The sequence below is a fragment of the Streptomyces sp. AA1529 genome, from assembly GCF_000280905.1.
In the GTDB taxonomy this organism is placed as follows: domain Bacteria; phylum Actinomycetota; class Actinomycetes; order Streptomycetales; family Streptomycetaceae; genus Streptomyces.
Genome location: NZ_ALAP01000038.1, coordinates 37619 through 63405 on the forward strand (window position 1 = coordinate 37619; position 25787 = coordinate 63405).

The 25787-nt window shown below is 74.1% G+C and carries 24 protein-coding genes and 1 riboswitch; of the genes, 19 read left to right on the forward strand and 5 right to left on the reverse strand.

Annotated features, from left to right (window positions below; translation table 11 throughout):
- Positions 1-22 precede the first annotated feature (22 nt).
- From rpe to A949_RS0111580, 8 genes are all read left to right on the forward strand, one after another.
- Positions 23-712 (forward strand): ribulose-phosphate 3-epimerase, encoded by a 690-nt coding sequence (gene rpe / locus A949_RS0111545; protein WP_019356167.1) that lies wholly within the window; start codon positions 23-25, stop codon positions 710-712.
- 117 nt (positions 713-829) lie between these two features.
- Positions 830-1831 carry a sugar-binding transcriptional regulator gene (locus A949_RS0111550; protein WP_019356168.1) on the forward strand — a complete coding sequence of 334 codons (1002 nt, stop codon included), beginning with the start codon at positions 830-832 and terminating at the stop codon, positions 1829-1831.
- A 21-nt stretch (positions 1832-1852) separates the two neighbouring features.
- On the forward strand, positions 1853-2329 hold the full coding sequence (locus A949_RS0111555) for a cation:proton antiporter regulatory subunit (RefSeq protein ID WP_019356169.1): 477 nt from the start codon (positions 1853-1855) through the stop codon (positions 2327-2329).
- Between the two features lie 97 nt (positions 2330-2426).
- Complete coding sequence (locus A949_RS0111560) at positions 2427-3695, forward strand: cation:proton antiporter (protein WP_019356170.1); 1269 nt, start codon at positions 2427-2429, stop codon at positions 3693-3695.
- Between the two features lie 156 nt (positions 3696-3851).
- A complete protein-coding gene (locus A949_RS0111565; protein ID WP_019356171.1) occupies positions 3852-5288 on the forward strand; it encodes a GuaB1 family IMP dehydrogenase-related protein in 1437 nt (478 codons plus the stop codon).
- 222 nt (positions 5289-5510) lie between these two features.
- Positions 5511-5966: an Lrp/AsnC family transcriptional regulator gene (locus A949_RS0111570; protein WP_019356172.1), complete on the forward strand. Its 456-nt coding sequence runs from the start codon at positions 5511-5513 to the stop codon at positions 5964-5966.
- A gap of 138 nt (positions 5967-6104) precedes the next feature.
- Positions 6105-6884: a nitrilase-related carbon-nitrogen hydrolase gene (locus tag A949_RS0111575; protein WP_019356173.1), complete on the forward strand. Its 780-nt coding sequence runs from the start codon at positions 6105-6107 to the stop codon at positions 6882-6884.
- A 61-nt stretch (positions 6885-6945) separates the two neighbouring features.
- The gene (locus A949_RS0111580; RefSeq protein ID WP_019356174.1) at positions 6946-8667 is read left to right on the forward strand and encodes a flavin monoamine oxidase family protein; all 1722 of its coding nucleotides are present in this window, start codon (positions 6946-6948) and stop codon (positions 8665-8667) included.
- A 48-nt stretch (positions 8668-8715) separates the two neighbouring features.
- Here the strand turns inward: A949_RS0111580 and A949_RS0111585 are convergent, their stop codons facing one another.
- Together A949_RS0111585 and A949_RS0111590 are read right to left on the reverse strand one after the other, a co-directional pair.
- Positions 8716-9663, reverse strand: a complete 948-nt coding sequence (locus A949_RS0111585; RefSeq protein ID WP_019356175.1) for a TIGR03619 family F420-dependent LLM class oxidoreductase — start codon at positions 9661-9663, stop codon at positions 8716-8718.
- Positions 9664-9782: 119 nt separating this feature from the next.
- Positions 9783-10493, reverse strand: coding sequence for a DUF5995 family protein (locus A949_RS0111590; protein ID WP_019356176.1), 711 nt, complete (start codon positions 10491-10493; stop codon positions 9783-9785).
- A gap of 127 nt (positions 10494-10620) precedes the next feature.
- On the opposite strand from A949_RS0111590, the gene A949_RS0111595 reads away from it, so the two are divergent.
- On the forward strand, positions 10621-11208 hold the full coding sequence (locus A949_RS0111595) for a GNAT family N-acetyltransferase (protein WP_019356177.1): 588 nt from the start codon (positions 10621-10623) through the stop codon (positions 11206-11208).
- Here A949_RS0111595 and A949_RS0111600 read toward each other — a convergent pair.
- Both A949_RS0111600 and A949_RS0111605 read right to left on the reverse strand, forming a co-directional pair.
- Entirely contained in the window at positions 11190-12572 is a 1383-nt protein-coding gene (locus A949_RS0111600) for a uracil-xanthine permease family protein (RefSeq protein ID WP_019356178.1), read from the reverse strand. The two genes, A949_RS0111595 and A949_RS0111600, sit on opposite strands and share 19 nt — an antisense overlap.
- Before the next feature lie 129 nt (positions 12573-12701).
- Positions 12702-14045, reverse strand: a complete 1344-nt coding sequence (locus A949_RS0111605; RefSeq protein ID WP_019356179.1) for an MFS transporter — start codon at positions 14043-14045, stop codon at positions 12702-12704.
- 279 nt (positions 14046-14324) lie between these two features.
- Positions 14325-14455, forward strand: a riboswitch (FMN riboswitch).
- A gap of 206 nt (positions 14456-14661) precedes the next feature.
- On the opposite strand from A949_RS0111605, the gene ribD reads away from it, so the two are divergent.
- The 10 genes from ribD to A949_RS0111655 all read left to right on the forward strand — a co-directional run bounded on the left by ribD (position 14662) and on the right by A949_RS0111655 (position 23742).
- Entirely contained in the window at positions 14662-15804 is a 1143-nt protein-coding gene (ribD, locus tag A949_RS0111610) for a bifunctional diaminohydroxyphosphoribosylaminopyrimidine deaminase/5-amino-6-(5-phosphoribosylamino)uracil reductase RibD (protein ID WP_078565401.1), read from the forward strand.
- Positions 15805-16482 (forward strand): riboflavin synthase, encoded by a 678-nt coding sequence (locus tag A949_RS0111615; RefSeq protein WP_019356181.1) that lies wholly within the window; start codon positions 15805-15807, stop codon positions 16480-16482. It abuts the gene before it with no gap.
- Positions 16479-17162 (forward strand): nicotinamide mononucleotide transporter family protein, encoded by a 684-nt coding sequence (locus A949_RS0111620; protein ID WP_019356182.1) that lies wholly within the window; start codon positions 16479-16481, stop codon positions 17160-17162. The genes A949_RS0111615 and A949_RS0111620 overlap by 4 nt, the downstream gene beginning before the upstream one ends.
- A gap of 49 nt (positions 17163-17211) precedes the next feature.
- Positions 17212-18573 (forward strand): bifunctional 3,4-dihydroxy-2-butanone-4-phosphate synthase/GTP cyclohydrolase II, encoded by a 1362-nt coding sequence (locus A949_RS0111625; protein WP_019356183.1) that lies wholly within the window; start codon positions 17212-17214, stop codon positions 18571-18573.
- A gap of 101 nt (positions 18574-18674) precedes the next feature.
- A complete protein-coding gene (gene ribH, locus A949_RS0111630; RefSeq protein ID WP_019356184.1) occupies positions 18675-19160 on the forward strand; it encodes a 6,7-dimethyl-8-ribityllumazine synthase in 486 nt (161 codons plus the stop codon).
- A 34-nt stretch (positions 19161-19194) separates the two neighbouring features.
- Complete coding sequence (locus tag A949_RS0111635; protein ID WP_019356185.1) at positions 19195-19467, forward strand: phosphoribosyl-ATP diphosphatase; 273 nt, start codon at positions 19195-19197, stop codon at positions 19465-19467.
- Between the two features lie 44 nt (positions 19468-19511).
- Positions 19512-20360 carry an ATP phosphoribosyltransferase gene (hisG, locus tag A949_RS0111640; RefSeq protein ID WP_019356186.1) on the forward strand — a complete coding sequence of 283 codons (849 nt, stop codon included), beginning with the start codon at positions 19512-19514 and terminating at the stop codon, positions 20358-20360.
- 19 nt (positions 20361-20379) lie between these two features.
- Complete coding sequence (locus A949_RS0111645; protein ID WP_019356187.1) at positions 20380-20883, forward strand: PH domain-containing protein; 504 nt, start codon at positions 20380-20382, stop codon at positions 20881-20883.
- Positions 20884-21085: 202 nt separating this feature from the next.
- Positions 21086-22525, forward strand: a complete 1440-nt coding sequence (locus A949_RS0111650) for a hemolysin family protein (protein ID WP_019356188.1) — start codon at positions 21086-21088, stop codon at positions 22523-22525.
- Complete coding sequence (locus A949_RS0111655; protein WP_019356189.1) at positions 22522-23742, forward strand: hemolysin family protein; 1221 nt, start codon at positions 22522-22524, stop codon at positions 23740-23742. The genes A949_RS0111650 and A949_RS0111655 overlap by 4 nt, the downstream gene beginning before the upstream one ends.
- Here the strand turns inward: A949_RS0111655 and A949_RS0111660 are convergent.
- Positions 23663-25756, reverse strand: coding sequence for an AAA family ATPase (locus A949_RS0111660; protein WP_051019469.1), 2094 nt, complete (start codon positions 25754-25756; stop codon positions 23663-23665). The genes A949_RS0111655 and A949_RS0111660 overlap by 80 nt on opposite strands.
- Positions 25757-25787: the final 31 nt, after the last annotated feature.

Genomic DNA, 25787 nt, shown 5'->3' on the forward strand with positions numbered 1-25787 from the left:
CACACACGGAATACTGGTAGTCATGGCTCAGATCAACCCCAGCATCCTGTCGGCAGACTTCGCGCGCCTCGCGGAGGAGGCGCGGCGGGTCGGAGGCGCGGAGGGCGCCGACTGGCTCCACGTCGATGTGATGGACAACCACTTCGTGCCCAATCTGACCCTGGGCACGCCGGTGGTCGAGTCGCTGGGCCGGGCCGCGGACATCCCGCTGGACTGCCATCTGATGATCGAGGAGCCGGACCGCTGGGCGCCCGCCTACGTGGAGGCCGGCGCCGGCTCGGTCACCTTCCACGCGGAGGCCGCGGCGGCACCGGTGCGGCTGGCCCGCGAGATCCGGGCCAAGGGCGCCCGCGCCTCCATGGCGCTGAAGCCGGCCACTCCGATCGAGCCGTACGAGGACCTGCTGCCGGAGCTGGACATGCTGCTGGTCATGACGGTGGAGCCGGGCTTCGGCGGGCAGGCGTTCCTGGACATCATGCTGCCGAAGATCCGCCGGACCCGGCAGCTCATCGACAAGCACGGGCTGCAGATGTGGCTCCAGGTGGACGGCGGCGTCTCGGCCGCCACCATCGAGCGGTGCGCGGAGGCGGGCGCCGACGTGTTCGTCGCCGGTTCGGCCGTCTACGGGGCCGAGGATCCGGCGGCGGCCGTGCGGGCGCTGCGGCGACAGGCGGCAGCGGCGGCGGGGCCCGCCGGGGAGGGCCGGGAGTGAGGACGGTCACCATGGGCCGGGGATCTGCAAGGATGAACGCGCGGCGCGTGAGCGCCGGCAGCGCGGACACAGCAAGACAGTGAGGTGAGAGCGGTGTCGTCGGGGCGATCCACGCGAATGGGACCCGCCGAACTCATGCAGGCCGCGGCGATGGCGCGCCGCTTCTACCTGGAGGGCAAATCCAAGATCCAGATTGCCGACGAGTTCGGGGTGAGCCGCTTCAAGGTGGCCCGGGTCCTGGAGACCGCGCTCGAACGTGACCTGGTGCGGATCGAGATCCGGGTCCCGGCCGAGCTGGACGCCGAGCGCTCGGACGCGCTCCGCGCCCGCTTCGGTCTGCGGCACGCGGTGGTCGTCGAGTCGCCCACCGAGGCCGTGGACGACGCGGCGGATCCGGAGAACCTCGGCGAGGTCGCCGCGGACCTGCTCGGCGAACTGGTCACCGACGGCGATGTGCTGGGACTGGCCTGGGGCCGTTCCACCATCCACATGGCGACCGCGCTACGCCAGTTGCCGCCCTGCACCGTCGTGCAGCTGACCGGGGTCTACGACGCCGGTACGGCCGACCGCGGCTCGGTGGAGGCCGTACGGCGGGCGGCCGAGGTGGCCGGCGGTGAGGCGCACCCGGTCTACGCGCCGATGCTGCTGCCGGACAGTGCCACCGCTGCCGCGCTGCGCAACCAGACGGGCATCGCCCGGGCCTTCGAGTACTTCGACAAGGTCACCGTGGCCGCCGTCTCCATCGGCTCCTGGGAGCCGGGGATCTCCACGGTGCACGACATGCTCAGCGCGCAGGAGCGGGACCACTACTCGTCGCTGGGGGTGGCCGCGGAGATGTCGGCGCACCTCTTCGACGCGCAGGGCCGGCGGATCGGCCGGGACCTGGGGGAGCGCTGCATCACCGTGGAGGCCGAGCGGCTGCGCCGGATCCCCGAGGTCGTCGCCATCGCCGGGGGGCACCGCAAGGCCGCGGCCATCGGGGCCGTGCTGCGCTCCGGACTGGTCACCAGCCTGGTCACCGACACGGCGGCCGCCGACTGGCTGTTGAACGAGGAACAACCGGGGCCGCGCCCCGCGTTGGAACGTACGGACCCGGACAGTACCGCCGCATCACAGTAGGTTCGCGAAAGGCGGCCAGCCATGACGACCAAGAGCACCAAGCTGCCGGGGCTGGGCAAGCAGTACGACATCACCACCCGGAACGGCCGGCACATCTCGGTGGTGGCCCACCAGGACGGCCGCAGGTTCCTCGGCTTCTACCGCGAGGACGACCCGGACGCCTGCCAGGCCACGGTGCAGCTCGACAACGAGGAGGCCGCCTCCCTCGCGGAGATCCTCGCCCCGGGGGAGAGCCCGCGGCTGGGGAGCTGCGAGATGGAGATCGACCTGGTCACCGTCCGGATCCCGATGTCGGGCCAGTCCCCCTACAGCGGGGAGCCGCTGGGGGCGACGCAGGCACGGACCCGTACCGGCGCGTCCATCGTCGCGGTGCTGCGGCGGACCGGCGCGGTGCCCTCGCCGACCCCCGACTTCCGGCTGGAGGCGGGCGACACCCTGGTCGCGGTCGGCACCAGGGAAGGCGTGGACGAACTGACCCGGATCATCGCCGGTACCTGAGCAGCACCGCTCGCGCGGTCCGGTCCCGCCGGGGCCGTGCGCCGCCCCGGACAGCCGCCCGACCACGGACAGCCGCCGGACGACTGAAAGGCCCTCTGTGCACGACACCACCGTCCTGCTGATCGAACTCGGCGCCGTCATCCTGGGCCTGGGACTGGTCGGCCGCTTCGCGGGCCGCATCGGTCTCTCCCCGATCCCGCTGTATCTGCTGGGCGGCCTGGCGTTCGGGCAGGGCGGTCTGTTCCCGCTGACCGCCAGCGAGGAGTTCATCGAGGTCGGCGCGGAGATCGGGGTGATCCTGCTCCTGCTGCTGCTCGGCCTGGAGTACAGCGCCTCGGAACTGGTGACGAGTCTGAAGACGCAGTACCCGTCCGGGATGGTGGATTTCGCGCTGAACGCGGTGCCGGGCGCCGTGGCCGCCCTGCTGCTGGGCTGGGGGCCGGTCGCGGCCGTGGCGCTGGCGGGCGTCACCTGGATCTCCTCGTCGGGAGTCATCGCCAAGGTCCTCACCGACCTGGGCAGGCTCGGCAACCGGGAGACACCGGTGATCCTGGGCGTCCTGGTGATCGAGGACCTGTCCATGGCCCTCTACCTGCCGCTGCTCACGGCGCTGGTGGCCGGGCTCGGCCTGGCCGGGACCAGCCTCGCGATGATCGTCGCGGTCGGGACCGTGGGCATCGTGCTCTTCGCGGCGCTGCGGTTCGGCCGCCACATCAGCCGCGCCGTCAGCTCCGACACGCCCGAGATGCTGCTGCTCGTCGTCCTCGGACTGACCCTGCTGATCGCCGGGATCGCCGCGAAGCTCCAGGTCTCGGCCGCCGTCGGCGCCTTCCTGGTGGGCATCGCGCTCTCCGGCGAGACGGCGGAGAACGCGCGCAGCCTGCTCACCCCGCTGCGCGACCTGTTCGCGGCCGTCTTCTTCGTCTTCTTCGGGCTCAACACCGCACCCGCCGAGATCCCCCCGGTGCTGCTTCCCGCGCTGGCGCTGGCCGCGGTCACCGTCGTGACCAAGGCGCTCACCGGCTGGTACGCGGCGGGCCGGGCCGGTGTGGGCAGCAGGGGCAGGCTGCGGGCCGGCGGGGCGCTGGTGGCGCGCGGCGAGTTCTCCATCGTCATCGCGGGGCTCGCCGCGAGCACGGATCCCCGGATCACCCCGCTGGCCACCTCCTACGTGATGATCATGGTGATCCTCGGCCCGCTGACCGCCCGCTGGACCGAACCGGCCGTACGCGGCCTCAAACGGCTGATGGACGCCCGCCGTACCCGCCGGGAGCCGGCCGGCACCGACGCGGTGCGCCGCGAGGCGGCGGTCCCGGACGCCGAGGGCCTGCCGGACCCGGTCGGCGGCACCGGGCATCCCTCGTGACCGAGCCACCCTCCACGGGCCCCCGGCGTGCTCACTCTCCGTGCGGGGCCGCCCCGCTCCCCGTCACGGCCTCGTACGATCCCACCAGCCGGATCCCGCTACTCCGGTGGATCGTCCGCACTCGCATGGGTGTGCGGACATGGGAGACTGAAGTACGTGCGTTTTCTCAATGATCAGCGGCCCCCGTACGACCTGACGTACGACGACGTCTTCATGGTGCCCAACCGCTCCGCGGTCGGCTCCCGGCAGGCCGTCGACCTCTCCTCGCCCGACGGGACGGGTACCACCATCCCGCTGGTGGTCGCCAACATGACCGCCATCGCCGGGCGCCGGATGGCCGAGACCGTGGCCCGCCGCGGCGGGCTCGTGGTGATCCCGCAGGACATCCCGATCGACGTCGTCACCGAGGTCATCGGCTGGGTCAAGCAGCGGCACCACGTCCTCGACACCCCCATCACCCTCGCGCCCACCCAGACGGTGGCCGACGCGCTCTCGCTGCTGCCCAAGCGGGCGCACGGCGCGGGCGTCGTCTGCCGCGACGGCCGGCCCGTCGGCGTCGTCACCGAGTCCGACCTGACCGGCGTCGACCGCTTCACCCAGCTCTCCGAGGTCATGACGGCCGAGCCGACGGTGCTCGACGCGGACATCGACCCGCGCGAGGCGTTCAACAGGCTCGACGCCGCCCACCGCAAGTTCGCGCCCGCCGTCGACTCCGACGGCCGGCTCGTGGGCATCCTCACCCGCAAGGGCGCGCTGCGCGCCACGCTCTACACCCCCGCCGTCGACTCCGGCGGAGCGCTGCGGATCGCCGCCGCCGTCGGCATCAACGGGGAGGTCGCGGCCCGGGCCGAGGCCCTGCTGGCAGCGGGGGTCGACACCCTGGTGGTGGACACCGCGCACGGCCACCAGGAGGGCATGCTCGAGGCGCTGCGGGCGGTCCGCGCGCTGGACCCGGCCGTGCCGATCGCGGCCGGCAACGTGGTGGCCGCCCGTGGCGTGCGCGATCTGGTCGAGGCGGGCGCGGACATCGTCAAGGTCGGCGTCGGCCCCGGCGCCATGTGCACCACCCGCATGATGACCGGCGTCGGCAGGCCGCAGTTCTCGGCCGTCCTGGAGTGCGCCGCCGAGGCCCGCAGATTCGGCAAGCACGTATGGGCCGACGGCGGGGTGCGGCACCCCCGCGACGTCGCGATGGCGCTGGCCGCCGGAGCCTCCAACGTGATGATCGGCTCCTGGTTCGCCGGCACCCACGAGTCCCCCGGCGACCTCCAGCAGTCCGCCGACGGGCGGTTCTACAAGGAGTCGTTCGGGATGGCCTCGGCACGCGCCGTGCGCAACCGGACCGCCGAGGAGTCCGCCTACGACCGGGCCCGCAAGGGCCTGTTCGAGGAGGGCATCTCCACCTCCCGGATGTTCCTGGACCCGGCCCGCCCCGGTGTCGAGGACCTGATCGACTCGGTCATCGCGGGCCTGCGCTCGGCGTGCACCTACGCGGGCGCGGCGACGCTGGAGGAGCTCGCCGGGAACGCCGTCGTCGGCGTGCAGAGCGCCGCCGGCTACGCGGAGGGCAAGCCCCTGCACGCCAGTTGGTGAGCCCGCCCGTCCGCGCCGGTGCCCGCCCCGCGGCAGCGTGCCGCCTCCTGGCACCGGCCGGACCGCGCGGCGCGGCCCCGGGGCGCCCGCCGCGCCGCGGACGGTGCGCGCCCCGCAGCCACCGGTGGCCCTGACCGGGGCCGGCGCTCCCGGGCGCGGCTGCGCGGCGCCCGCCGTATCCGCCGCGCCGGACCGCCCGCCGCGCCGTGTTCTACTGTCGCCGTGCCACTGAACGATCTCGACGAACGCATCGTCCACGCCCTCGCCGAGGACGCCCGCCGTACGTACGCCGACATCGGGGCCGAGGTCGGCCTGTCGGCTCCCGCCGTCAAACGCCGGGTGGACCGGCTGCGGGAGCGGGGTGCCATCACCGGGTTCACGGTGCGGGTCGACCCCTCGGCGCTGGGTTGGCAGACGGAGGGATTCATCGAGATGTACTGCCGCTCCCGCACCTCGCCGGAGGACATCCACCGGGCGCTGGCGCACTATTCCGAGGTGGCGGCGGCCTCCACCGTCACCGGCGAGGCCGATGCGCTCGTGCAGGTCTTCGCCGCGGACATGCGGCATTTCGAAGCCGTGCTGGAGCGGATCGCGGGGGAGCCGTTCGTCGAGCGGACGAAGTCGGTCCTGGTGCTCTCCCCGCTGCTCCGGCGCTACACGGCCGGGCCTCCGCTGTGAACCGGGTGTCCAGGCTGTGAGCCAGGACACCCGGCGCAACACATCGACGATTCCGGGCAGAAGCACGCAACGGAGTGCGGGTCTCTCCGCAAGATCCGCTGCTTGTGGCGCACCGGGCGCGCCCGTAGCTTCGGATGCGTGCGTATCGCTCTCCTCCAGACCCAGGACCAGCCCGGTTCCCGCGGGCCGGCCGCGCTCGACGCCGCCGCGCGGGACGCCGCGGCACGCGGCGCCCGGCTGCTGGTCACCCCGGAACTCTCGCTCACCGGCTATGCGCTGGAGGACCCGGCCGAGGTCGCGGAGCCGGCCGGCGGACCCGCCGCGGCGGCCGTCTCGCGCATCGCCCGCGAGCACGGGATCGCCCTCGTCTACGGGTACCCCGAGGCGGGCGAGGACGGTGCCGTGCACAACGCGGTCCGCCTGGTCGGCCCGGACGGTGCGGCACTCGCCGACTACCGCAAGACGCACCTGTACGGCCCCTACGAGGCCGAGCACTACACCCCCGGCACCCGGCTGCCCGTCCAGGCCGACCTCGACGGGCTCCGGCTGGGCCTGCTGATCTGCTACGACGTGGAGTTCCCGGAGGCCGTCCGCGCCCACGCCCTGGCCGGTACCGACCTGCTGCTGGTGCCCACCGCGCTGATGCGGCCCTACGACACCGTCGCCACGACCCTCGTCCCGGCGCGCGCGGTGGAGAGCCAGCTCTACGTCGCCTACGCCGACCGCGTCGGCCCCGAAGGCGCGTTCGACTTCGCCGGGCTGAGCTGTCTGGCCGCGCCCGACGGCACCGTGCCGGTGCGGGCCGACGGCCGGACGGCCGCGCTGCTGGTCGCCGACGTCGACCCCGGGGCGCTGCGGGCCTCCCGCGACCGCAACCCGTATCTGGCCGACCGCCGCCCCGAGCTCTACGCGCACTGACCCCCTCCAGGCCGGCCGCGCGCCCCGCGCGGCCGGCCCGTACTCCCAGGAGCGACCCCGCATGACCTCCACCGTGCCCACCGCCGCCCACGACCACGACGAGCAGCGCGACACCGCACAGCAGCCGCCCCAGGGCCCGCTGACCATGTTCGGCCCCGACTTCCCGTTCGCCTACGACGACTTCCTCGCGCACCCGACGGGCCTGGGGGCCGTTCCGCCGACCGAGCACGGCACCGAGGTCGCGGTGATCGGCGGCGGCCTCTCGGGCCTGGTGGCGGCGTACGAACTGATGAAGATGGGGCTCAAGCCGGTCGTCCACGAGGCCGACCAGCTCGGCGGCCGGCTGCGTACGGCGACGTTCGACGGCGGCGACCCGTCGCTGCGCGCCGAGATGGGCGCCATGCGCTTCCCGCCGTCCTCGACCGCTTTCCAGCACTACATCGATCTGATGGGCCTGGAGACCGAGCCGTTCCCCAACCCGCTGGCTCCCGACACCCCCTCCACCGTGGTCGACCTCAAGGGCGAGCCGCACTACGCGCGCACCCTGGAGGACCTGCCGCCCGTCTACCACCAGGTGATGGAGGCGTGGAACGCCTGCCTGGAGGAGGGCGCCGACTTCTCCGCGATGCAGGAGGCGATACGCGAGCGGGACGTCCCCCGGATCCGGGGGATCTGGTCCCGGCTGGTGGAGAAGCTGGACAACCAGACCTTCTACGGCTTCCTGTGCGACTCCGCTGCCTTCTCCTCCTTCCGGCACCGGGAGATCTTCGGACAGGTCGGATTCGGCACCGGCGGCTGGGACACCGACTTCCCCAACTCCATCCTGGAGATCCTGCGCGTCGTCTACACCGGCGCGGACGACGACCACCGCGGCATCGTCGGCGGCTGCCAGCAGCTTCCGCTGCGGCTGTGGGAACACCAGCCGGACAAGCTCGTCCACTGGCCGCAGGGCACCAGCCTCAGCTCACTGCACCCCGGCGGGGCGCACCGCCCCGCCGTCACCAGGCTGCACCGCACGGCCGGGAACCGGGTGACGGTCACCGACGCGGACGGGGACATCCGCACCTACCGTGCGGCGGTCTTCACCGCCCAGTCCTGGCTGCTGCTGAGCCGGATCGACTGCGACGACGCGCTGCTGCCCATCGACCACTGGACCGCGGTGGAGCGCACCCACTACATGGAGTCCTCCAAGCTGTTCGTGCCCGTCGACCGGCCGTTCTGGCTCGACAAGGACCCGGAGACCGGCCGGGACACGATGAGCATGACCCTCACCGACCGGATGACGCGCGGCACCTACCTGCTGGACGACGGCCCCGACAAGCCGGCCGTGATCTGCCTGTCGTACACGTGGTGCGACGACAGCCTCAAGTGGCTGCCGCTGGACGCCGAGGAGCGGATGGAGGTGATGCTCAAGTCCCTCGGCGAGATCTATCCCGGCGTCGACATCCGCAAGCACATCACCGGCAACCCGCTCACCGTCTCCTGGGAGGACGAGCCGTACTTCCTCGGCGCGTTCAAGGCCAACCTGCCGGGCCACTACCGCTACCAGCGGCGGCTGTTCACCCACTTCATGCAGGAGACGCTGCCCGCCGACCGGCGCGGCCTCTTCCTCGCCGGGGACGACATCTCCTGGACCGCGGGCTGGGCCGAGGGCGCCGTGCAGACCGCGCTCAACGCCGTGTGGGGCGTCATGCACCAGCTGGGCGGCACCACCGACCCCGCCAACCCCGGCCCGGGGGACGTGTTCGAGGAGATCGAGCCGGTGCGGCTTCCGGAGGACTGACCGGCGGCCGGGGGCGGGACGGCGCAGCCCGGCGGCGCCGGCCCCGCCTCACAGGCCCGCTTCGGTCACCGCCTCCCGCAGCACCTTCGCCGTCCCGATCAGCTCCTGCGCGTCGCGGCACGTCAACTGGGCGTCCAGCAGGACCTCCTGGACGCCCGCCCGCACCGCGCCGGTCAGGTCCGAGACGATCTGCTCGACGTTGCCGTGGTGCGGACGGCGCCTGCCCTCCACCGGCCGGTCGGTGAGCTGGACCGCCGCCCGTACGGTGGTCGACAGTTCCGCCGGGTCCCGGCCCGCCTCTCCGGCCAGCTCCGCGATCCGCGACCGGGTGGTGGCGATCTGCTCGTTCGAGAGCATCGAGGGCAGCCACCCGTCGGCCCGCCGCACCAGGCGGCGCAGGGCCTTGTCCGTGCCGCCCGCCAGCAGCACGGGGATCGGGCGGGCGGGCTTGGGGCCGATCGCCGAGGGGGAGAACCGGGTCCGCCGGCCCTCGTAGGCGGCCGGGTCCGGCCCCCACACCGCGGCGCACACGTCCAGCAGTTCGTCCAGGGCCGCCCCGCGGGCGGCGTGCTCGGCGCCGGCCGCGGCGTACTCGTCCCGGGACCAGCCGGTGCCCAGCCCCGCGACGAGCCGGCCGCCGCCGGCCGCGTCCAGCGAGGCGAGGGCGCGGGCCAGCAGCAGCGGCTGGTGCAGCGGGCCGACCAGCACCGCCGTGCCCAGCCGCACCCGTTCGGTGACGGCGGCGGCCAGCGACAGGGTGACCAGCGGGTCGGCGACGGACCGGAAGTAGTCCGCCCACCGCATCCCCGGTACCAGGTACATGTCGTCCAGCGGTTCCTCGGGGCGCATGAGCCGCTCCAGCACCCAGACGCTGTCGTACCCCAGTTCTTCGGCCGCCCGTGCCACCTCCGTCACGTCGGCCGTCAGGTCGTACGTGCCGGTCTGCGGCAGCCCCAGCCCCAGTCGCAGCGCCATGTCGCCTCCGTAGCTCTCCATCTGCCCGCCGGTTCCCGGCAGTTCACCTCCGGCACCCTGGTACCGGAGCGTCCCTGCATACGCGATGCGCGCGCGCCGGGCAATGCCGCCCCCCCCCGGTGATCCCGGTGCGGCCGCGGTCAGCCGTGCCACAGCGGCGTCAGCAGGCAGCGGCCCGCGATGCCGACGGTCGCGTCGATCCCCTCGGCCGTCTCCGCCAGCAGTTCGCCGCACCTCCGCAGCCCCCACAGCGCACGGAACGACACCCAGGCGCCCGCGCGGGCCCGCTCCAGACTCCAGGAACCGACCAGGTGGGTGAGCGGATCGGCCACGTCCAGCAGGTCCGGGCCCGGCATCAGGTCCTCCCGGATGCGCTCCTCCAGTCCCGTCAGCAGCTCGCCGATCCGCTCGAAGTCCGCCTCCAGTTCCTCGGGCTCGGCGTGCAGCGCCCGGCAGGTGTCCACCAGCGCCAGCGGCAGATCGTGGCCGATGTGCGCGTTGATGCCGGCTAGCGCGAACTGCAGCGGATGGACGGAGGGGTGGCGCCGGAAGCGGAAGAGCGGCCGCCAGCACGCGGGCATCCGCAGCCCGGCCGCCTCGGCGTCCACCGCGTCCAGGAAGCGCTGCGCGAACCGGCTGCCCAGCTCCCCGGTGGCGGCCCGGTCCCGGAAGTGCCCGGTGGCCAGCCGCCGTTCGAGCTCCTCGGTCACCGACAGGTACACCCGGTTGAACACGGCCACCCCGTCCTGCCTGGGCAGTATGGCGCCGATCTCGCGCATCCGGGCCGTCACATCGGCGATGGGCGCGGCCGTTGCCGCGCGCTGCGCCGGCACCTGCTCGATGGAGGTCATGCCGGGCAGCCTGACAGCCGCAGGGCCGCGCCGCGGGCAGCACGGCCCCGGCAGCCCCCGGACGGAGGACGAGCGCCCCTCGTTCAACTCGGGTGCGCCGCGGACGGGATGGCGGGATACTCCGCCCATGACCTCCGAGAGGGCCGACCTGCACACCGAGCGGCTCGTGCTGCACCCCATGACCCGGGAGGAGGCCGAACGGGTCGTGCGGCGCAGGCCCGGTCCCGGGGACCGGTGGGGGCCCGGGTACCCGGATGCGATGGATGTGCGGGGCGCCCAGGTCCTGCTGGCGGCGTCCGGCACCGACGGCGATCACCGGCCGGTCGGCAACTACGAGATCCGGCGGCGCGACGACGGCCGCGCCATCGGCGGCATCGGCCTCGACCGGGCGGCAGGTGCGGCGGATGCCGTCACCGTCGGGTACGGCCTCAACGCCTCGGCACGCGGCCAGGGGTATGCCGCCGAGGCGCTGCGCGCGCTGCTGGCCTTCGCCTGGTCACAGGGCGTCGTCCGGGTCGAGGCCGACGCCGACCTGGACAACCTGGCCTCGCAGCACGTGATGGCGGCGGCCGGGATGCGGCCGGTGGGACAGGACCACCGGGTGCGGTACTTCGCGGCGACGGCCCCCGGCGGACGCCCGGCACCCGGCGGACGCACGACCGCTCCCGGCGGTCGGGCCACGGCTCCCGGCGCGGGTCAGCTCGGCTCGTCGTAGCCGCTGGTGCCCTCGTCCAGCAGCGGCTGCTGGGCCTTGAGGTGCGGCGGGGCCAGCGCCTTGAGCGCGTGGTAGCCGGTGAGGACGACGATGGTGCCCAGCGCGATGCCACCGAGTTCGAAGTCGTCGGAGACCTTCAGGGTGACGCCGCCGACGCCGATGATGATGCCCGCCGCGACCGGGACGAGGTTGAGCGGATTGCGCATGTCGACGGCGTTGCTGATCCAGATCTGCGCCCCCAGCAGGCCGATCATGCCGTAGAGGATCACGGTGATGCCGCCGAGCACTCCGCCGGGGATCGCCGCGACGACGGCACCGAACTTGGGGCACAGCCCGAAGAGCAGCGCGAAGCAGGCCGCGGCCCAGTACGCGGCCGTGGAGTACACCCGGGTCGCGGCCATGACGCCGATGTTCTCCGAGTACGTCGTCGTCGCCGGACCGCCGAAGGCCGTCGACAGGACGCTGCCCGCGCCGTCCGCGGCGATCGCGGTGCCCAGCTTGTCGTCCAGCGGATCGCCGGTCATCTCGCCGACCGCCTTGACGTGCCCCGCGTTCTCGGCCACCAGCGCGATCACCACCGGAAGCGCCACCAGCACCGGCGACCAGGAGAAGTCGGGGCCGTGCACGGTCGGCAGCCCGAACCAGTCGGCCCGGCCCACGCCGGACAGGTCCAGCCGCCAGTGGTCGACCGTCTTGCCGCCGGCGTCCGGCGAGTGGATCCGGCCGAACACGGTGTCGAACGTCCAGGACATCAGATAGCCGGCGACCAGGCCGAGGAAGATCGCGATCCGGGACCAGAAGCCGCGCAGGCACACCACCGCGAGTCCGGTCAGCAGCATGGTCAGCAGCGCCGTCCACTGGTCCTGGGGCCAGTACGTCGAGGCGGTGACGGGCGCCAGGTTGAAGCCGATCAGCATGACGACCGCGCCGGTCACCACGGGCGGCATCACCGCGTGGATGATCCGCGCGCCGAACTTCTGCACGGCGAGCCCGACGAGCAGCAGCACGGCCCCGACCACCAGGATCGCCCCGGTCACGGTGGCGCTGTCGCCGCCCTGGCCGCGGATGGCGGCGGCCACCCCGACGAAGGAGAGGCTGCACCCCAGATAGCTCGGTACCCGGCCGCGGGTGGCCAGCAGGAAGAGCATCGTGGCCAGGCCGGACATCATGATCGCCAGGTTCGGGTCCAGCCCCATGAGGACCGGCGCCACGAAGCTGGCGCCGAACATGGCCACCACGTGCTGGGCGCCCAGGCCCGCCGTCCGCGGCCAGGAGAGCCGTTCGTCGGGCCGTACCACCGCGCCGGGCGCCGGTACCCGACCGTCGCCGTGCACCTTCCACCGCACGCCGAGCCCGCCGCCCATGTGTTCACTCCCGCTCGCTGCCTGGCTGATTCTGATCGGCCCACATACTAGTTCGACCAGTGCGGTGCCTCTGTCCTCCCTCGGCGCCCCCGGGAACGGGCGCCGCACCGCGCCGGATCCGCCCGGATCTCAGGTGCGCAGCACCCGCGCTCCCGCCACCAGCCCCAGCAGCAGAACGGTCACCACGCCGAAGGAGGCCGACAGGGTGGTCGACTCGGCGATCCAGCCGACGGCGGCGGGCGCCGCCAGGCCGGACGCATAGGCCAGGGTGGCCACCCCCGCGATGGCCTGCCCGGGGGCTGCCGCCGCGGTGCGGCCCGCGGCGGCGAAGCACAGCGGGACCACCACGGCGATCCCCACCCCGATCAGTGCGAACCCGACGACGGCCGCGGGCGGCGTGTGTGCCGCGACCACCAGGGCGCCGCCCGCCGCCGCCAGCGCCCCACCCGCGCGTACGGTGGCCACCGGCCCGAACCGCCGCACCACCGCGTCGCCCGACAGCCGGGCCAGCGCCATCGTGCAGGCGAACGCCGTGTAGGCGGAGGCGGCGAGCCCGGGCCCGGCCCCCGTCACGTCCGCCAGGTAGATGCCGGACCAGTCCATCGAGGCGCCTTCGGCGAAGACCGCGCAGAAGCCGAGCAGTCCGATCGCCACGACCCCGCGGGTGGGCAGCGCGAAGCGCGGCGGCGCCTCGTCCTCGCGGGCGCCCTCCCGAGCGCTCTCCGGTTGTCCGGGTGGCTCCCGGTCCGGGGTCCACCGGGCCGCGACCACCGCGGCCGCGGCCAGCAGGGGAGCCGCCAGCCCCAGATGCACCCGCGCGTCCAGCCCCGCGTGCGCGGCGAGCACGCCACCCGCCCCGCCCACCAGCGTCCCCACGCTCCACAGCCCGTGCAGCGAGGACATCACCGACCGCCCGTACTCCGCCTCGACCCGCACCCCCTGGGCGTTCATCGCCACGTCCATCAGCCCGAGCCCGCAGCCGTACAGGAACAGCGCCGGGCACAGCCACCCCAGGGCCGGGGCGAGCGGCGGCAGCACCAGCCCGGCGCAGCAGGCCAGCGAGACCGCGGCCAGCGCCCGGCGCGGGCCGTGGCGGTGCGCCGCGCGAGCGGCGAGCGGCATGGCCGCGGAGGCCCCGGCCGTCATGAAGACCAGCGCCAGCCCCAGCCAGCCGGGGCTCAGCCCGAGATGCTCGCGCAGCCAGGGGATCCGGGTGGCGAACGTGCCGCTGGCCGTCCCGTGCACGGCGAAGACCACCGAGACCGCCGCCCGCCCGGCGCGCGCGTGCTGCGCGGCCCGTGCTCCGGGCCCGCTCCGGGGCTCGCCCGTCCGCGTGGCCGGCCGCCCGGCACCGACCCCCGGCTCCCCACCGGCATCCCGTTCCGGGCCGGCATCCGGCTGCGGGCCGGTTCCCGCCCCCGTACCGGTCCCCGACCCGGCACCCGGATCGGGTCCGGGCACATCCGTACGCATCCCGTCTCCCCGCCGCACGTTCCGACACCGCCCTCCGCCGTACGTTCCGACACCGCCCTCCGGCGCGTCCGTACCGCCGCCCGGCGGCGGGTCCGCGCGGCCCACGACGCTGATCGTGCCCCGCTCGGTCCTCCCTCGAACACCCGTGGACACGGGGGGCGCACGTGCTGTCCCGGGGCTGCTGTGAGTCACCGCACAGCAGCCGCCCGCATGGCACCCCTGCCCGCGTGGCAGACTGGGAGTACCCCCGGCCGACAGCTGGGGGAGTACCAGTGACGTCAGCGCACTCCGGGGTCGGTGAAAGTCCGAACCGGCGGTTACAGTCCGCGACCCGGCCGCCTCCAGCGGTCGGTTGACCAGGTGAGATTCCTGGACCGACGGTGAAAGTCCGGATGGGAGGCAGTGCGCGGCGGACGCGATCGGTGCGCCGCCGGCCGGCGGTCCCGTTCCGGAGGCTGCGGCCGGACCGGAGCGGACCCTCCCGTTCCGGCAGGTCGTCCCGACGCGCGTCCGTCACACAGTCCCGCAGCCCCGGAGTCCGTGCCCGAAGAGGCAGGAGGACCCGGTGGCCCCCCACCCCCAGGCGCCGCTCGCGCCGCAGGCCGAGCGCGACGCGATGCGCCGTGCCATCGCGCTCGCCGCGCGGGGACTCGGCTCCACCAGCCCCAATCCCGTCGTCGGCTGCGTCGTCCTCGACCACGTGGGACGCCAGGTCGGGGAGGGCTGGCACCAGCGGGCCGGCGGCCCGCACGCGGAGGTCCACGCGCTGGCCGAAGCGGGCGAGGACGCCCGCGGCGGCACCGCCGTCGTCACGCTCGAACCCTGCGACCACACCGGGCGCACCGGCCCCTGCTCCCGCGCCCTCATCGACGCCGGGATCTCCCGCGTCGTCTACGCGGTGCCCGACCCCGGCCCCGGCTCGGCAGGCGGCGCCTCGACCCTCGCCGCCGCCGGTGTCGAGGTCGAAGGAGGCCTGCTGGCCGACGAGGCGGCGGCCGGCAACGCGGCCTGGCTGACCTCCGTCCTGCACGGCCGCCCCTACGTCACCTGGAAGTACGCCGCCTCGCTCGACGGCCGCACCGCCGCCGCCGACGGCTCCAGCCGCTGGATCACCTCCGCCGAGGCCCGCGCCGACGTGCACCGGCTGCGCGCCGAGTCCGACGCCGTCCTCGTCGGCTCCGGAACGGCCCGCGCCGACGACCCGCACCTGGCCGTGCGCGGAGTGCCCGGCGCCACCCAGCCGCTCCGCGTCGTCGTCGACACCGAGGCCACCGCCGTACGCGCCGGAGCCCGCGTCCTCGACGGCGCCGCGCCCACCCTGATCGCCGTCGCCCGGGACGCGGACACCGCAGAGCTGGAGTCCGCAGCCGACGGCAGCCCGGTCGAGGTGCTGCGGCTGCCGCGGGCGGCCGGCGACCGGGCCGGACTCGACCTGGACGCCCTGCTGACCGCCCTGCACACCCGCGACGTGCGCGCGGTCCTGCTGGAGGGCGGCGCCACTCTCGCCGCCGCCTTCGTCGCCGCCGGGCTGGTCGACCGGGTCGTCGGCTACCTCGCCCCCGTCCTGCTGGGCGCGGGGCCGCCCGTCCTGGGGAACGCCGGAATCAGCACGATCGCGCAGGCGTTGCGGCTCACCGTGAGCGACACCCTGCGCATCGGCCCCGACCTGCGGGTCACCGCGGTCGGCAGCACCGCGCACCCGACCACCGGCCCGTCCGCCGCCGTCGCCGGGCAGCCCGAGCAGACCGAGGAGTCCTGAGTGTTCACCGGAATCGTGGAAGAACTGGGCGAGGTCGTCGCCGTCGAGGACCGGGGCGGCTCCGCACGGCTGCGGCTGCGCGGGCCGCGTGTCACCGCCGACGCGCGGCACGGCGACTCGATCGCCGTCAACGGCGTGTGCCTGACCGTCGTGGAGACCCGCGACGGCGAGTTCACGGCCGACGTCATCGCCGAGACGCTGGAGCGCTCCAGCCTCGGCGCCCTCACCGCGGGCTCGCCGGTCAACCTGGAGCGCCCCATGGCGCTGGGCGGGCGGCTCGACGGCCACCTCGTCCAGGGGCACGTCGACGGCACCGGCACCCTCACCGCACGGCAGGACGCGGACAGCGGCACCGACCTCACCATCGGGCTGCCCGAAGGGCTGGGCCGCTACCTGGTCGAGAAGGGGTCCATCACCGTCGACGGCATCAGCCTCACGGTCGTGGAGGCCACCGACGCGTACTTCACGGTCTCCCTGATCCCCACCACGCTCGCCCTCACCACGCTCGGCACCAAGCAGCCGGGCGACCCGGTCAACCTGGAGGTCGACGTCCTCGCCAAGTACGTGGAGCGGCTGCTGGGCCCGACCGCGCAGGGCATCCCGCAGCCGCCGCCCCCCGGCGGTGCGGCACCCTCGCCGCAGGGCGGCGCCGCACAGCAGAGCGGGGCGGCGCGATGAGCGGCCTGCACTGGCTGAACCAGGAGGCGTTCGCCGCCTTCGGGCAGCACGTCATCTGGTCCGACATGCTCGGCAACCTGATGGGGCTGCTCGGACTCGCACTGGGCTGGCGGCGCTCCATAGCCACCTGGCCCGTGCAGCTGCTGTCCGGGCTGATCCTCGTGGGCGCCTTCGCCTCGGCGCAGCTGGCGGGCGGCGTCGGCAAGCAGCTCCTGGTCATCGGAGTGGCGCTGTGGGGCTGGCGGCAGTGGGGACGCGGCCGGCGGCAGGCGCAGGACGGTTCCATCGCCGTACGGTTCGCCACCTGGCGGGAGCGGGGACTGCTCGCCCTGGGCACCGCACTGGGCACGGCCGCCGTCGGCACCCTCTTCACCCTGGTGCCCGCCCTCTCCTGGAGCCCCTGGGCCGACGCCTACATCTTCGTCGGCACCCTGGCCGCGATGGTGGCCCAGGCCCGCGGGCTGGTGGAGTTCTGGCTCGCCTGGCTGCTGGTGGACGTGGTCGGGGTGCCGCTCGCCTTCAGCAGCGGCCTGGCCTTCTCCGGGCTCGTCTACGTCGTCTATCTCGCCCTCGTCCTGTGGGGGCTGCGTGCCTGGTGGCAGCGCTCCCGCGAGGAGGCGGGCGCGCGGGCCGCCGCCCGCCCCGAGCACGCGCTGCACTCGGCCGGAGCCGCACTGTGAACGCGCCGTCCCCCGCCGCCCGGGCGCACCGCAAGGAAGGAGCACGCTCATGACCGCGCTGCCGAACTGGTACGACGCGCCTCCCGCCCCGCGTCCCCCGTCCGAGGCGGAACCGGCCGACCCCGGGGCGGTGTTCGGGCTCGCGCTCGACCCCGTCGAGGAAGCGGTCCGCGACATCGCCGAGGGCCGCCCGGTCGTGGTCGTCGACGACGAGAGCCGGGAGAACGAGGGCGACCTGGTGGTCGCCGCCGAGCTGATCACGGCCGAGACCGTCGCCTTCATGATGAGCGAGTGCCGCGGCCTGATCTGCACCCCCATGGAAGGGGCCGACCTCGACCGGCTCGCGCTGCCCCAGATGGTCGCCGAGAACACCGAGTCCATGGGCACCGCCTTCACCGTCTCGGTCGACGCCACCGGCGCGCACGGCGTCACCACCGGCATCTCCGCCGCCGACCGCGCCGCCACCATCCGGCTGCTCGCCGACCCCGGCACCGTACCGGCCGACTTCGTCCGCCCCGGGCACGCCTTCCCGCTGCGGGCCAGGCCCGGTGGTGTGCTCGCCCGCGCCGGGCACACCGAGGCGGGCGTCGACCTGGCCCGGCTGGCCGGGCTGCGCCCGGCCGCCGCCATCGTGGAGATCGCCGGCGAGGACGGCACCATGCTGCGGCTGCCCGAACTGGTCCCGTTCGCACGCAAGCACGGGCTGCGGATCATCTCCATCGAGGACCTGATCGCCTACCGCCGCTCCGCCGAGCCCACCGTGCGGCGCGAGGCGACGACCCGGCTGCCCACCCGGCACGGCGACTTCCGCGCCTACGGCTACCGCTCCGTCGTCGACGGGGTGGAGCACATCGCGCTCGTCGCCGGTGACCTCACCGGCCCGGGTGACCCCGGGCACCCCGCCGACGGCGAGGACGTGCTCGTACGAGTGCATTCCGAGTGCCTGACGGGCGATGTCTTCGGCTCCCAGCGGTGCGACTGCGGGCCCCAGTTGGAGGCGTCCCTGGAACGCGTCCAGCAGGAGGGCCGCGGTGTGGTGCTCTACCTGCGCGGCCACGAGGGCCGGGGCATCGGGCTGCTGTCCAAGCTGCGCGCCTACGAACTGCAGGAGCGGGGCCGCGACACCCTCGACGCCAACCTCGAACTGGGGCTTCCGGCCGACGCCCGCGACTACGCGGCCGCCGCGCAGATCCTCACCGACCTGGGAGTGCGGTCCCTGCGGCTGATGACGAACAACCCGGAGAAGACGGCCGCGATGGAGCGGCACGGTCTGCGCGTCACGGGACGGGAGCCGATGCCCGTGCAGGCGGGCGAGCACAACCTGCGCTACCTGCGCACCAAGCGCGACCGGATGGGCCACGACCTGCCCTGGCTGGACGCCGAGCGCAGCTCACCCTGCGGCACCCAGTAGCCGCGCGGACCCGGATCCGCGTGGGCTCCCCGTCCGCGCGGATCGCGGGACACCGGCAGCACCACCACCACACAGCACACGACACACGCACGAGGAGCACCGTGAGCGGCAAGGGCGCACCCGAACTGACCGTCAAGAACTGCCAGGACCTGCGGGTGGCCGTGGTCGCCGCGCAGTGGCACCGGCAGGTCATGGACGGCCTCGTCGACGGCGCCCTGCGCGCGCTGCGCGAACTGGGCATCGACGAGCCCACCCTGCTGCGCGTCCCGGGCAGCTTCGAGCTGCCCGTCGTCGCCAAGGTCCTGGCCGACCGCGGCTACGACGCGATCGTGGCGCTCGGCGTCGTCGTCCGGGGCGGCACCCCGCACTTCGACTACGTCTGCCAGGGCGTCACCCAGGGGCTCACCGAGGTGTCGGTGCGCACCGGCGTCCCGATCGGCTTCGGCGTGCTGACCTGCGACGACGAGGAGCAGGCCGTGGCCCGCGCGGGACTTCCCGGCTCCAGCGAGGACAAGGGGCACGAAGCGGTGACGGCCGCCGTGGCGACCGCCGCGACGCTGCGCACCGTCGCGGAGCCCTGGCGCTGAGCGCTCCCCGCCACCGCGTAGGGTGAGAGGCACCATGGCGAACAAGACATTCGAGCAGCTCTTCGCCGAGCTGCAGCACAAGGCCGCCACCGGCGACCCCGGCACCTCCCGTACCGCCGAGCTGGCCGCGCAGGGCGTGCACGCCATCGGCAAGAAGATCGTGGAGGAGGCCGCCGAGGTCTGGATGGCCGCCGAGCACGAGGGCGACGCGCGCACCGCGGAGGAGATCTCGCAGCTCCTCTACCATCTGCAGGTGCTCATGGCCGCCAAGGGCCTCTCCCTCGACGACGTATACGCTCACCTCTGAGACCGCACGCTCTCCGCCGCCGCACGAACAAAGGAAGCTCCCGCATGCTGCGCATCGCCGTCCCCAACAAGGGTTCCCTCTCCGGACCTGCGGGGGAGATGCTGCATGAGGCCGGGTACCAGCAGCGCAAGGCCAGCAAGGAACTCGTGCTGGTGGACCCGGAGAACGACGTCGAGTTCTTCTACCTGCGCCCCCGCGACATCGCGATCTACGTCAGCTCCGGGCGGCTGGACATCGGCATCACCGGCCGCGACCTGCTGCTGGACTCCGGGGCGCGGGCCGAGGAGGTGCTCCCGCTCGGCTTCGCCCGCTCCACCTTCCGCTACGCGGCCAAGCCCGGCACCGTCGGCACCCTCGACGACCTCGCCGGGCTGACGGTCGCCACCTCCTACGAGGGCATCGTCGCCAAACACCTGGCGGACAAGGGCATCGACGCCTCGGTCGTCCACCTGGACGGCGCGGTGGAGACGGCCATCGAGCTGGGTGTGGCCCAGGTCATCGCGGATGTCGTGGAGACCGGGACCTCGCTGCGGAACGCGGGCCTGGAGATCGCCGGAGAGCCGATCCTGGAGTCCGAGGCCGTCGTGATCCGCCGGACCGGAGCCGATCCGCACGGGCCCAAGGTGCAGCAGTTCCTGCGCCGTCTCCAGGGCGTCCTGGTGGCCCGCAGTTACGTGATGATGGACTACGACATCCGGGCCGAGCACCTGGAGCAGGCCGTCGCGCTCACCCCCGGACTGGAGTCCCCGACGATCTCCCCGCTGCACGACCAGGGCTGGGTGGCCGTCCGTTCCATGGTGCGCACCACCGAGGCGCAGCGGATCATGGACGACCTCTACGACCTGGGCGCCCGCGCCATCCTCACCACGGGCATCCACGCCTGCCGCCTGTGACCGCCACCGGAGCACGCTCATGACCGACAGCCCCCGGGTGCCCGCGCTTCCCGTCACCTTCCGGCCCACCCGCACCCGCGCGGTGCTGCTGAGCGCCGGGCTCGCCGCGTTCGTCGTCATCACCGCGATCTCGCTGATGCTCCAGCTCGGCGGCGGCGAGCGGGCCAGTTTCATCTGCACCGCCGCGCTCTTCCTCGGCGTGCTGGTGCTGCTGAGCCGCCCCCGGGTGACCGCGGACGAGGACGCGGTGACGGTCGTCAACCTCACCACCAAGCGGCGCCTCGAATGGGCGCAGGTGCTCGCCGTCCATCTGCGGCCCGGCGACCCCTGGGTCTCGCTCGATCTGGCCGACGGCACCAGCCTGCCCGCGATGGGCATCCAGCCGGGCATCGCCAAGCAGCAGGCCCTCGCCGACGCGCGAGCCCTGCGGGCACTGGTCGACCTCAAGGGCGTCCCCGACGCCGCCCCGAACGGAGTACCGGGCGATGCCGCGGGCGGGACGGGGCCCGAGGCCGGAAAGTAGCGGCCCGGCCGCCTCTGGCGGCAACCCCGGCGCGGCGCCGCGCGTCTTCGCGAGGTGCGGCCCAGTGTCTACTCTGGAGCACACCGGCGTGAGCCGCCCCGCGCTCGCGCGGGCACCTGCGAACCGAGGAGTGAGACCCTCCAGCGATGGACGGATCGTCCTGTAGTACATGCGCCGCGTCCCGTCTCCACGGGGGCGTGGCATGACCCTCCCGCTCGTCCTGCTCGGTGTGGCGTTCCTGCTCGTACTCGCCAACGGCTTCTTCGTCGCGGCCGAGTTCGGGCTCGTCACCGTCGAGAGACCCGAAGCCGAACGCGCCGCCGCCGAGGGCGACCGCAAGGCGCGCGGTGTCGTCCTGGCGCTGCGCGAGCTCTCCTTCCAGCTCTCCGGCACCCAGCTCGGCATCACCCTCACCTCCCTGGTCACCGGCATGCTGGCCGAGCCCGCGCTGGCCCGGCTGCTGAGCGGACCGCTGGGCGCGCTCGGGACACCGGCCGGCGCCGTCGGCGGAATCGCCGTCGTCATCGGGATGCTGACCGCCTCCGCGGTCCAGATGGTCGTCGGCGAACTGGTGCCCAAGAACTGGGCCGTCTCCCGGCCACTGGCGGTCGCCCGGTTCGTCGCCGGTCCGCAGCGCCTCTTCTCCCGCACGTTCCGGCCGGTCATCGCGGGCCTGAACGCGGCGGCCAACCGCCTGGTGCGGCTCTTCGGAGTCCAGCCGGCCGAGGAACTGGCCTCCGCGCGCACCCCCGGTGAACTCGTCTCCCTCGCCCACCACTCGGCCCGTGCCGGGGCCCTCGAACAGGACACCGCCGACCTGTTCGTGCGCACCCTGGCGCTGGGCGGGCTGACGGCCCAGCACGTGATGACGCCCCGGGTCCGGGTCGGCGCACTGCAGGCCGCGGCGACCGCGGAGGACGTCCTCAACCTCACCCGTGCCACCGGCCTCTCCCGCTTCCCCGTCTACCAGGACACCCTGGACGAGGTGGTGGGCATGGTGCACCTCAAGGACGCGCTCGCCGTGCCCGCGCACCGGCGGCTGCACACCCCCGCCGCCCGGATCGCCCTCCCGGCGCTGCTCGTCCCCCAGACGCTCCCCGTCCGCCCGCTGCTGGCGCGGCTGCGCAGCGAGCAGCCCATCGCCGTGGTCGTGGACGAATACGGCGGGACGGCCGGGGTCGTCACGCTGGAGGACATCGTCGAGGAGATCGTCGGCGAGGTGCGCGACGAACACGACGGACAGCTCTACGACGAACTGCCCGAACTGGCCCCGGCACCGGCCGAAGCGGAGGGCCGCCCGGCCTGGGAGGCGGACGGCGGCTGCCGGGTGGGCGCCCTGCGCGGCATCGGCCTGGAGGTCCCCGAGGGCCCCTACGAGACCGTCGCCGGACTCGTCGCCGACCTCTTGGGCCGCATCCCGGTGCCGGGCGACACCGCCCGGCTGCGGGTGCCGCAGCCGCGGGCCGGCCAGGACGGTCCGGAGTGGCAGCTGCGAGTACGGCACGTGGCGCACCACCGCGCCGAACGCGTCCGGATCGTGGCTCCCGACTCCCGCGCCGCCACCCGCCCCGCCGCTCCGGCCGGCCCGGCCGACGGCGCATCCCGGCAGCCGGCCCGGAGCGTGCAGGCGGTGGCGTCATGAGTGTGCTGCAACTCCTCTTCGCCGCACTGCTGGTGCTCGCCAACGGCTTCTTCGTCGGTGCCGAGTTCGCGCTGGTCTCGGTGCGCCGCAGCCAGATCGAGCCGCTCGCGGCCGGCGGATCGGTGCGCGCCCGGCGCGTGCTGCGCGGGCTGGAGACGCTGCCGCAGATGATGGCCGCCGCGCAGTTCGGGATCACCGTCTGCTCGCTGACGCTGGGAGCGGTGGCCGAACCGACGCTGGCCCACCTGCTGGAGCCCGCCTTCCACGCCGCCCGGCTCCCCGAGGCGCTCGTGCACCCGGTGGGCTATGTGCTCGCGCTGGCCGTGGTGGTCTTCTTCCACCTGGTCGTGGGCGAGATGGTGCCCAAGAACCTGGCGATGGCGGCGCCCGAGCGCACCGCGCTGTGGCTGGGCCCCGCACTGGTCGCCTTCGCACGGCTGACCCGGCCGGTCACCGCCGCGCTCGGGGCGTGCGCCACCCTCGTCCTGCGGCTCTTCCGCGTCGAGCCCAAGGACGAGGTGGCGGCCGCCTTCACCAGTGAACAGCTCAACCAGCTGGTGGACGACTCCCGCCAGGCAGGCCTGCTGGAACCGGACGAACACGAGCGGCTGGCCGACGCGCTGGAACTCGGCTCCCGGCCGCTGACCGATGTCCTGCTGGGCCGCACCGAGCTGGTCACCGTCGGCACCGACGTCACCCCCCGCCAGGTGGAGGAGCTGACGGTGCGCACCGGCTACTCCCGCTTCCCGGTGCGTGCCGAGGACGCCGGCTTCCTGGGGTATCTGCACGTCAAGGACGTGCTCGATCTGGAGGAAGCCGACCGGGCCGTGCCGCAGCGGCTGTGGCGCCCGATCGCCACGCTGCGCGGCGAGCTGCCGCTGGACGACGCGCTGACCGCCATGCGGGCCGGTGCCTCGCACCTGGCCGCCGTCGCCGACGCCGCCGGGCGGGTGCTGGGAGTGGCCGCGCTGGAGGACGTGCTGGAGATCCTGGTCGGCGAGGTGCACGATCCCGCCCACGCCGACCAGGGCGGCCCCGGGTCCGGCCCGGCCCCCGCGCCGTCCGCCGGCGCCGGAGGTGCCCTGCCGGGTGCCCGGCAGCTCCCGGACGCCCGGAGCGGCGGCGCGGAGGGCGTCGTCAACCCGGCGGCGGCTGCGCACCCGGCGGAGAGCCGTCCGGCCCCCGCCCCGACAGCACCTCGCCGTACGCCTGCATGAGGTCGGGCAGCCGGAGTGTCGCCAGATCGTCGCGGGACGGGGTGCCCGCGTAGCCGGACAGCCGCAGATCCCGGTAGGCGCAGCTCTTCTCGTAGAGGGTGCGCAGAAAACGGCCGTTGCCCAGCTCGTCGATCCAGCCCTGGTCGACGACGTGCCCGCTGATGCTGCGCAGCTCCTCCAGCGCCTCCTCGTCCCAGACATCGCCGTTGTCGGCGGCCAGCACCTCACCGATCGCCGTCAGTTCCAGCGGCCGGTAGCTGGGGAAGTCCACCCGGGTCGTGAATCGGGAGGAGAGCCCCGGGTTGGCCGCCAGCAGCCGGTCCATCCCCTCCGGGTAGCCCGCCAGGATCACCACCAGCTGGTCCCGGTTGTCCTCCGCCCGCTTGAGCAGCACCTGCAGCGCCTCGTCGCCGTACGCGTCGCCCTTGGAGTAACCCGAGTTGGAGAGGGCGTACGCCTCGTCGACGAACAGCACGCCGCCCAGCGCCGAGTCGATCAGCTCGTTGGCCTTGACCGCCGTCTGCCCCAGGAACTCGCCCACCAGATCGGCCCGCTGCGCCTCGACCAGATGGTCGCCGCCCAGCAGCCCCAGCGCGTAGAAGGCCCGGCCCAGGATGCGCGCCACCGTGGTCTTGCCGGTCCCGGAGGGGCCGGAGAAGACGAAGTGCCGTTTCGGCGGCTGGACGGGCAACCCCTGACCGGCCCGCAGCCGCGCCATGTGCAACTGCGCGGAGAGCGCCCGGACCTGGCGCTTGACCGGCTCCAGGCCGACCATCCGCTCCAGCTCCTCCAGGGCCTGCGCCAGCAGCACCGGGTCCGAGGGCCCGGCCGGTACTCTGCCGTCCCCGGCGGCCGCCCGCCCGCGCAGCACGCCCGCGTCGACGCGGACCGGTTCGGCCGGGTCGCCGGAGTCCTCCAGGCGCAGCGCGTCCGCCTCCGGGTCCATCAGCGGGTCGGCGGCCCCGGCGTCGTCCGCCGCCTCCGGCTCCCCGCCGCCGGTGCCCGGCGGCCCGCCCGGGTCCTTGCGGCGTGCGCTGCCGTCCTGGAACCCCGAGCCCCCGAGGGAGCGGCCGTCCTCGGCTGCGGCCCCGTCGGTGGGATCCGCCGGATCGGCGGGCTGTGCCGGGTCGCCGGTCGGCTCGGCGCCTCTGTCGAACAGCTCCGGGGCCGCGGTCCGGTCCGGGCCGCCCAGCGAGCCGGAGAGCACGGCGGCCGCCAGATCCTCCGCCGTGCCGCCGCCACCGTCGCTGTCCGCGATCGTCGTCAGCCGGGCCGCCGTGTCCATGAACGTCGGGTCGATCCGGTGGACCGCGCGGTAGAGCGGCAGTGCCGCCGCGCTGCGCCCGGTGCCCTCCCGGGCGCGGGCCAGCCAGTAGCGCAGCTCCTTGCGCTGCGGCTGCTCGCTGCGGCAGCGCATCAGTGCGGCCGCGAGCAGCGGTTCGGCCTGCCCGTACATCTCCAGCCGGACCCGGGCCATGCCCGCGAACAGCCCGGCCTCGATGCCCAGCAGGGGATCGTCCACCAGCGGTTCGGTGTGCGCGACCAGCCCTTCCCAGTCCTTGGCCAGGTAGGCCCGGCAGGCGTGCAGGAACCGCACCTGCGGGTCGGCGTCCACCGGGGGGCAGCCCGCCAGGGCGCGGTCGAGTTCGGCGACGTGGCGCCCGTCCAGCCAGTGCGAGGCGTGCGCCAGCAGCAGGTCCCGCTCGTACTCCAGCACCGGCTGCACCCACCAGCCCAGCCAGTACCAGGAGTTGAGGGTGCGCCCGTGCCGGGCGCGCTGCTCGCCGAAGCGTTCCCGGTGGTGGTGCATCCGCAGCAGCGCGGTCGCGGTGTCGGCGCGCAGTGCGTGCAGGCCCAGCCAGGCGTCGGCCATCCCCGGATCGAGCCGCACCGCGGTGCGGAACTCCTCCTCGGCCTGCGCGTATCCGCCGATGGTGTACGCGTCCACCCCGCGCAGCCAGGCGAGTTCGGCCGGGGCGTGCAGGCCCTGGGGGTCCTGCGTGCCGAAGTTCATCACGTCCCCCACGAAATGTCCCCCGTCATCT